Source organism: Aromatoleum diolicum, assembly GCF_012910955.1.
GTDB classification, from domain to species: Bacteria; Pseudomonadota; Gammaproteobacteria; order Burkholderiales; family Rhodocyclaceae; genus Aromatoleum; species Aromatoleum diolicum.
The window spans coordinates 64178-72131 of record NZ_WTVQ01000024.1 but is presented as its reverse complement, the minus strand read 5'-3'; the positions used below and the strand labels follow the sequence as shown (position 1 = coordinate 72131).

Genomic DNA, 7954 nt, shown 5'->3' with positions numbered 1-7954 from the left:
CCCAAAGCCCCTCCCCATCCATGCGCCGATGACGCAGTTTCCGGTCGAGGACTGCGAACTGGTCGTCGGCGGTCTGCACCTGAGCCGCCTCGCCGCACGCGTCGGACAAACTCCTTTCTATGCCTATGATCGTGGGCTACTGAGCGCCCGTATCGCCGAATTGCGCGCTGCGCTGCCGGAGGCGATCCAGTTGCATTATGCGATCAAGGCCAATCCGATGCCCGCGCTGGTCGGGCATATGGCCAAACTCGTCGATGGGCTGGATGTGGCATCGGCGGGTGAACTGCGCGTGGCGCTCGATGCGGGCTGCCCGCCCGGTGAGATCAGCTTTGCCGGGCCTGGCAAGCGCGACGAGGAACTGGTGCAGGCGGTGGCGGCGGGAGTGCTGCTGAATGTCGAGTCGGCCAACGAATTGCGGCGACTGGCGGAGATTTCCGCACGCCTCGGCTGGCCGGCGCGGGTTGCGCTGCGGGTGAATCCGGATTTCGAGCTGAAAAGCTCGGGCATGAAGATGGGCGGCGGGCCGAAGCCTTTCGGTATCGATGCCGAGGCGGTGCCGAATCTGCTCGCCGAGGTCGGCCGACTCGGACTTGCGTTCGAAGGCTTCCACCTCTTTGCCGGATCGCAAAATCTGCGCGCCGAAGCGATTGTCGAGGCACAGCGGAAGAGCTTCGAGCTGGCCTTGCGGCTCGCGGATGCGGCGCCTGTACCGGTACGCGTGCTCAACCTCGGCGGCGGCTTCGGCATTCCCTACTTCCCGGGGGAAACGCACCTCGACCTGGCGCCGATCGGTGCGAATCTCGCCGAGATTGCACAGGCCGCGGCAGGCCGGCTGCCGGGCGCGGCGCTGGTCATCGAACTCGGGCGCTATCTAGTTGGCGAGGCGGGCATCTATGTCTGCCGCGTGATCGACCGCAAGGTGTCGCGCGGTCAGGTATTCCTGGTGTGTGACGGAGGCCTGCACCACCACCTGTCGGCATCCGGCAATTTCGGCCAAGTGCTGCGCAAGAACTATCCGGTGATGATCGGCAATCGGGCCGACGCACCTGCGGATACCGTCACGACGGTGGTAGGGCCGCTATGCACACCGCTCGACCTGATGGCAGAGCGCATGCCACTGCCGGAGGCGCAGCCTGGCGACCTCGTCGTGATCTTCCAGTCCGGCGCCTACGGAGCAAGCGCCAGCCCACAGGCATTCCTCGGCCATCCCGCGGCGGTCGAGGTCCTGGTTTGAGTCCCCGCCGGATACCCGCGCAATCGTCGAGCGAGCAAAGCGTGAACGGGGCTTTCGGCGATCGCGACACACGGGGGTAATACGGCAACGCGCAAGCTTTGTTATGCTTGAGTCGCCAATTCGTCCGAAACGGCTTGCGGAGTCCTCCGATGCACAGACTTGTCGACGACATGTTCCGGAACTGCCTTGTCATCGGACTCACGACACTCACGCTTGCGGCCACTACTCACGTCGCCGCGGCAAACAGCCTCAACCCGGATCTCATCAATCTCGCTCCGAATCGCTGGGTCAGGCAAGACACACCGCAGGTCAAGGGCTTGTCGCGCCAGCCTCATGCCGGCCTCGCCTACGACAGCAAGCGTGGCACCCTGTTGATCTTCGGATCGAATACGCACGGAACCGACTGGGACAACAGCGTGCACGAGTTCGATCCGGTCGCCGCGCGCTGGACGACGCACTACCCCGCGGCCCCGCCGACGAGCTATCGCGCCGACGACAAGGGACGCGCCATCGCCGGCGAGCAGCGGCCCCTGCCATGGGCGATGCATACATACGCCGGCGTGGCCTACGATCCGCAACGGGATGGCCTGATCATCACCGCGCGGCCCGAGCACAATCCGATCGGCAAGAAGATTCCAGCGGCGACAATCCATCCCTCGTGGTTCTACAGTCAGACGCGCCGCGAGTGGCAGATGCTGCCGGACAGCGGACAGGCACCGCCGAAGTTCTTCGGGGCTGCGGCTGCGTATGACGAGCGTCGCGGGGTTGCCGTTGCCTATCGCTGGGGAATATGGGAACTGCTTCCGCACGGCGCTGGGCATGAATGGGTGAAAGCGAGCAAGGAGAATCATCACCAACTGCACTACACCATGGTGTATGACAGCCACCGCGGCAATTTCGCGGTATTCGGCGACTACCGCAACAGCAATGAGGTGTGGATTTACACACCGGGGCCGCGGCCAGGCGACGAAGGGCGCTGGGAAGAACGCCAGCCCGGGGGCGACCCGGCACCACGCAGCCAACAATTTCCGGTTGCGTTCGACCGCGATCAGGGCGTATTCCTGCTGGTGCCGGGCAACACCGAGTTCGAGTTGCAGCCGAGCGGCCGCGAACGCGCGCTCAAGCCGAAGTCGAACAGCACTTTCGTGTATGCCCCCGACGACAACCGTTACATCCGTCTGCGCGACGCGGACATGCCCGCGCTCGGCATGAACTTCATGATGGCCTACGACCCGCGCCACAAGGTGTTTCTGCTCGTCACCGGAAAACCCGCCCAAGCACCGACCGTGTGGGCGCTGAAACTCGATCTGGCCCCACTCAAGCGATGAGCGCGTTTCGCGATTCCCTGCCGCGCCGCACACCCACTGATTCGGCCAGCGGCCCCGTACGGAGTCCCGATGCCCCTCGGTGACAAGATTCGACGGGGAGCAATGTGGCTGTTCGTCGGCAATACGGGCAGCCAAGTGCTGACCTTCGCCTTCGGCATCGTCCTCGCCCGGCTGCTGACGCCCGAGGACTTCGGCATGCTGGTCACGATCCAGGTATTCACCGGACTGGCCGGATTTGTCGCCGGCGGCGGCATGGGCCAAGCACTCATCCGCGCCAGCACGACAAGCAAGCAGGATTACGACATCGTGTTCACGCTGCAGCTTGCGATCGGATGCGCAATTTACGCGGGTTTCTACGCTGCCGCACCATGGATCGCGGCATGGTACGACACGCCGCTCTACGCGAACCTGCTGCGTGTCGCCGCGCTGTCATTTGTCATCCGGCCCTTCGTAAACCTGCCCGGCAGCATCCTGCACCGGGATATGCGCTTCAAGGCACTGACGGTCGTCAGGGTCGCAACCCTAATCATCTCGAGCACAATCAGCATTGGCATGGCGTATCGCGGGCAAGGGGTCTGGAGCCTGATTGTCGGCGGCATGGCCGGCTCAATTTGCAGCATGGCGCTGCTGGTGCGGCTTTCGGAGTGGCGTCCCGGATTTTCCCTCGACATCGCGCGCGGGCGGAACATTGCGCGCTACGGCGCCCTGGTTTCCATCAACGACGTCGTGACTTACCTGCGCAACCAGGCGACGAATTTCATTCTTGGCAGAACACTAGGCGTCACACAGGTCGGGCTGTTCAACAAGGCCGACAATCTTGCACGAATGCCGCACGGCGTGGTCACCCGTGCTGTATATCAGGTTCTTTTCAGGGCACTGGCGAAAGAACAGGACAATCCGGACATGTCCCGCTACCTGTTCTTTCGCAGCCTGAGTCTCGTGGCGGTGTACGTGACTCCGCTATATGTTGGCATTTATTGGACGGCCGTCCCGCTGATCGCGCTGCTCTACGGGGCGAAATGGGCCGATGCCGCCGCGCCGCTGGCGATCCTCGCACTCGCCGGGCCATTCATGACGATAGCCAACCTGTCCGGTGCGGTCCTCGCAGCACGCAACGAACTGGGCCACGAACTCAAGGTCCAGTTCATCGTTCTCGCGCTGACCATCGTCGCCACCCTCTCCAGCCTGCCGTACGGGCTAAGCGGCATCGCCGTCGCACTCGTGCTGGTGTCGATCTACAACGCCCTCCACATGTATGCGCTTGCCGCACGCAGCCTGCATGCGCGCTGGAAACAGCTGGCGACCTCGATGCTCCCGGCCATCGCATTGAACGCCATCCTTGCAAGCGTCCTTTACCTGCTCGACCGTTACATTCCGGCGGCTCTGCGCGACAGCGATTTCCGGTATCTCGGCATGATGGCAGCCACAGGCGGGCTCACCTACACGCTCTGCTTTCTGTATTCCCCGATTGCCGCACTGGGTGCCGAGCAGCGCCGCTGGAAACAGCGGCTGCGGCTGGAATCCCGCACCGCTCCGTGAGCAATTGCATGATCGGGGGAACGTTTCGCTCGCAACGCGCCGAAAATTTTTGTAGCCTCAAGGGCTGCCCCCGTGGCATGGTGCGCAACGATAACTGCATTTCCAATGCAGGAATCCAAGTATCCGGGAAGCCGTATATGAGCGATGAAGGGGAATGTCGGATGGAAAACCACCTTGCCCGCAGCCTGCTCCTCGGCGTCGGTGCCGCCGCCGCGGGGGGCTCGGCTACTGCTGCAGGCGCCGCGCTAGGATTCAGTTCCTTCGAAGCAGTCTGGCCAGTCATGACAACCTGCGCCGTCGTCGGTGCTCTCGTCCACAACACGAAACAGGCCATCACCGGCCTCGTCGACAACCGGACACATACGCTGCGCAACCGAATGGAGCGCATCCGTCGTGATGTCGGCGATGTACACGGCCTGGTACGCCTCGCACCCTATACGATTGAATTGCCGTTGCCGGTCGGTGGCGGCTGGGCCCTGACGGGTGACTCCGCAGCGCTGCTTGCACGCGAAACCCTCGTACGCAAACCGGCAACCATCCTGGAACTGGGGTCCGGCGCCTCAACGCTGATCCTTGGGCAAATCCTCAAGAAAAACGGCAGCGGACGGCTGCTGTCGGTCGACCACGACCCGATGTGGGCCGACCAGACCCGCCGTTACGCCAGTTTTCTCGGATTGAGTGATGTCGTCACCGTTGTCGATGCGCCGCTGAAGACGTTCACGCTGCAGAATCGGGATTACGATTGGTACGACATTCCCGCCGACGAGCTCGACGAACTGGGCGCCATCGACCTGCTGCTGGTCGATGGTCCGCCACAGAAGCATGACGACGCGGCGCTCGCCCGATATCCCGCGTTCCCGCTGCTCCGCGAACGGCTGTCCGCCAACGCATTGATCTTCGTGGATGACGCCAACCGGGCGAGCGAATCGAAGATGGTTGAGATTTGGACCGGAGAGGAGGCTGGCTGGGAGACCCGCTGGTTCGATACCATCGACGGGGTGTGCATGCTGGCCAAGACCACGTGATCTCCGACGACGGCCGGTTACGGTGATGCGCCCCCACCGAGCGTGCCATGCCAACGCGACAGTGAATGTGCGTTCGAGGACAAGCGGGCACGCTCAAGCGGTTCGGCATGGCCACGACGGGATTCATGGCGATGTTATTTAACTCCTACGAATTCATTTTCTTCTTTTTACCGATCACGTTCGCTGCGTTCTTCGGGATCGCACGCTATAGCCGCCAGTTGGCCGCACTCTGGCTGTTTGCAGCCTCGCTTTTCTTCTATGGCTGGTGGAATCCGGCGTACGTCGGCCTGCTTGTCGGCTCGATACTTTTCAATTTCGCGATCGGCACGGCGATTTCGCGGGAACACAAACGCGGCGCCCGACTTCGTAGCAGACTGCTTGTATGGATCGGAATCTCTGCAGATCTCGTGCTGCTCGCCTATTACAAGTACGCCAATTTCTTCGTCAGCAACGCAAACGAGTTTCTAGATACGACTTGGCATACCGAAGCCATCATCCTGCCCCTCGGTATCTCGTTTTTCACCTTCACGCAGATCGCCTTCCTTGTCGACGCATATCGCGGCGAAGTGAAGGAAAGCAATTTCATTCACTACGGACTCTTCGTAACGTATTTTCCCCACCTGATTGCGGGACCGGTGCTGCATCACAAGGAGATGATGCCGCAGTTCGCACTGGATCGGACCTATCGTCTGCAATGGGACAATCTATCGGTCGGGCTGACCGTATTCGCAATAGGACTATTCAAGAAAGTCGTCCTTGCCGACGGCGTTGCACCGTTCGTGTCGCCGGTATTCGGCGCCGCAGCAAACGGCGCGTCGCTCACGCTGCTGGAAGCCTGGTGCGGCACACTCGCCTATACGCTGCAACTGTATTTCGACTTCTCCGGCTATTCCGACATGGCCATCGGCCTGTCGCGATTGTTCGGAATCCGCTTGCCACTCAATTTCGACTCACCGTACAAGGCTGCCAGCATCATCGACTTCTGGCGGCGCTGGCACATGACTTTGTCACGGTTCCTGCGCGATTATCTGTACTTCGCGCTCGGTGGCAATCGCAATGGCCCGGTGATGCGCCACGCCAATCTCATGATCACGATGCTGCTCGGCGGACTATGGCACGGCGCCGGCTGGACGTTCGTCATCTGGGGCGGGCTGCACGGCATCTATCTTGTGATCAATCACGCGTGGCGACGGTTTCGGATCTTCATCGCCGGCAAGCGCCCGGTGGGAGGCATCGAGCGCACGGCGGGCCTGCTTTTGACATTTCTCGCAGTGATGCTCGGTTGGGTATTTTTCCGCGCCAAGGATGCGACATCGGCACTCTCGATCGTTAAAGCGATGGCGGGAGAGAACGGCCTGCTGATCCCGAGCAGTTGGCCGGGCGCCTGGTACCTGAATGCAGCACTCGATCGGATCGGATTTGACACGTCACTTGGAGTACCGATCAGTCAGTTCGATCCGGCGGGCATGGCGCCGTACTGGATCATTGCTTTACTTGCAATCGCGTGGACGATGCCCAATACGCAAGAATTCATGGCCCGCTTTGCCCCAGCCCTCGAACAGCCGGCACACACGCGCGGCCTGCTGCGCTGGTCGCCTCACACCGGTTGGGCGCTTGCCACCGGGATCCTCGGTGCGCTGGCCCTGCTTCACATGTCCCACGTCAGTGAATTTCTGTATTTTCAGTTCTGATGAAGGACAACACAGACTTCACCCCCCACAGGACTTATGCCATATACATGCTTCTGGCATGGGTACTGTCTAGCCTGCTCGTGCTTGCCGCAAACATCGTTGTCGACCCGCTGTGGTACCACCAGGGCAATCTCGTCACCGGCAAGAATTTCGGCTTTGACGAACGACAGGCGAAACTGAACCGACTATTGCGAAACCCTTCGGACTTCAACTGCCTTATTTTTGGAAGCTCAAGGACTACCCTGCTCCCGGCGACGGCATTCGCCCCGTATCGCTGCTTCAATTTGTCGTTTTCCGGGGGGCAAGTCGAGGAGTTCATTGCATTCTCCGAGTATCTCCGCGAATTAGGCGTACATCCCGAGTTGATCGTCGTCGGCGTCGACGGATTCAACTTCATGGCCGATGGTAGAGACCCGCAGAGCATTCCCGATTTCGTCATGCACAGACTGCCGGCCCCCGGCATGCTGCAGACCTACCTGTCCGTCGACAGTCTCGCTTTGTCATGGCGCACGATACGCGACGACGCGGGGCGTCCGCGTTACTATGACCGGAACTTCGATGCAGTAATCGGCACCAACGCCCCGGCATTTCGCCCACTACGCAGCCTTGACGCGGAAGGGCTTCGCCGGGTCGACACGGAAGCGCGACGCAAGCGGGGTTACAAACCCGACAATGCGGACTTGTTCGGGAAACTGGCTACTGTGTTTCCAGACGCGCGCAGCATCGCCTATGTACCGCCGATCAGCGCCTGGCATGTTCGGGCGATGGCGCAAAATGGGACGCTGGAGAGTTATCTTGAAGCACTTCACGCCACAGCCCGACACTTCCCCGTCTTCATCGACTTCTCGATTCCGTCATCGGTCACTTGGCGCACCGATAATACTTACGACGGCTCGCACTATGCGCCGGCGGTCAATCGCCGAATCGCACAAATCGTTCTGGCGCCGGAGAACCCGGAATGGGGGCTCAACGTGAACCACCTCGACAAGACCCAATATGTGAAACAGTACCGCAGCGCACTGGCCGAGTTCGACAAGGTCAACGCGATGCTGGAGGTGTCGCAATGACCTTATCGTCCTTGGCCGACCGCACATGCTGTCGGGCCGCGCCCCCCTCGCGGGTGCCGATCCGGATGTA

At 61.4% G+C, this 7954-nt stretch carries 6 protein-coding genes; all 6 read left to right on the top strand.

The window, feature by feature from the left end:
* On the top strand, positions 1 to 1234 hold a 1234-nt coding region (locus tag GPA25_RS14720), incomplete at its 5' end, for a pyridoxal-dependent decarboxylase, exosortase A system-associated (protein WP_246265706.1).
* Positions 1235 to 1383: 149 nt separating this feature from the next.
* Entirely contained in the window at positions 1384 to 2562 is a 1179-nt protein-coding gene (locus GPA25_RS14715; protein ID WP_169261161.1) for a hypothetical protein, read from the top strand.
* A 69-nt stretch (positions 2563 to 2631) separates the two neighbouring features.
* Positions 2632 to 4101, top strand: coding sequence for a lipopolysaccharide biosynthesis protein (locus GPA25_RS14710; RefSeq protein ID WP_169261160.1), 1470 nt, complete (start codon positions 2632 to 2634; stop codon positions 4099 to 4101).
* A gap of 8 nt (positions 4102 to 4109) precedes the next feature.
* The gene (locus GPA25_RS14705) at positions 4110 to 5126 is read left to right on the top strand and encodes a class I SAM-dependent methyltransferase (RefSeq protein ID WP_169261159.1); all 1017 of its coding nucleotides are present in this window, start codon (positions 4110 to 4112) and stop codon (positions 5124 to 5126) included.
* A 107-nt stretch (positions 5127 to 5233) separates the two neighbouring features.
* The gene (locus GPA25_RS14700) at positions 5234 to 6817 is read left to right on the top strand and encodes an MBOAT family O-acyltransferase (RefSeq protein ID WP_246265704.1); all 1584 of its coding nucleotides are present in this window, start codon (positions 5234 to 5236) and stop codon (positions 6815 to 6817) included.
* Positions 6817 to 7884 carry a hypothetical protein gene (locus tag GPA25_RS14695; protein ID WP_169261158.1) on the top strand — a complete coding sequence of 356 codons (1068 nt, stop codon included), beginning with the start codon at positions 6817 to 6819 and terminating at the stop codon, positions 7882 to 7884. The genes GPA25_RS14700 and GPA25_RS14695 overlap by 1 nt, the downstream gene beginning before the upstream one ends.
* The last annotated feature ends 70 nt before the right edge of the window (positions 7885 to 7954 follow it).

Coding starts and splice junctions, on each gene's coding strand:
- GPA25_RS14715 (WP_169261161.1), top strand. CDS start 1,384: ATGCACAGACTTGTCGACGACATGTTCCGGAACTGCCTTGTCATCGGA.
- GPA25_RS14710 (WP_169261160.1), top strand. CDS start 2,632: ATGCCCCTCGGTGACAAGATTCGACGGGGAGCAATGTGGCTGTTCGTC.
- GPA25_RS14705 (WP_169261159.1), top strand. CDS start 4,110: ATGATCGGGGGAACGTTTCGCTCGCAACGCGCCGAAAATTTTTGTAGC.
- GPA25_RS14700 (WP_246265704.1), top strand. CDS start 5,234: ATGGCCACGACGGGATTCATGGCGATGTTATTTAACTCCTACGAATTC.
- GPA25_RS14695 (WP_169261158.1), top strand. CDS start 6,817: ATGAAGGACAACACAGACTTCACCCCCCACAGGACTTATGCCATATAC.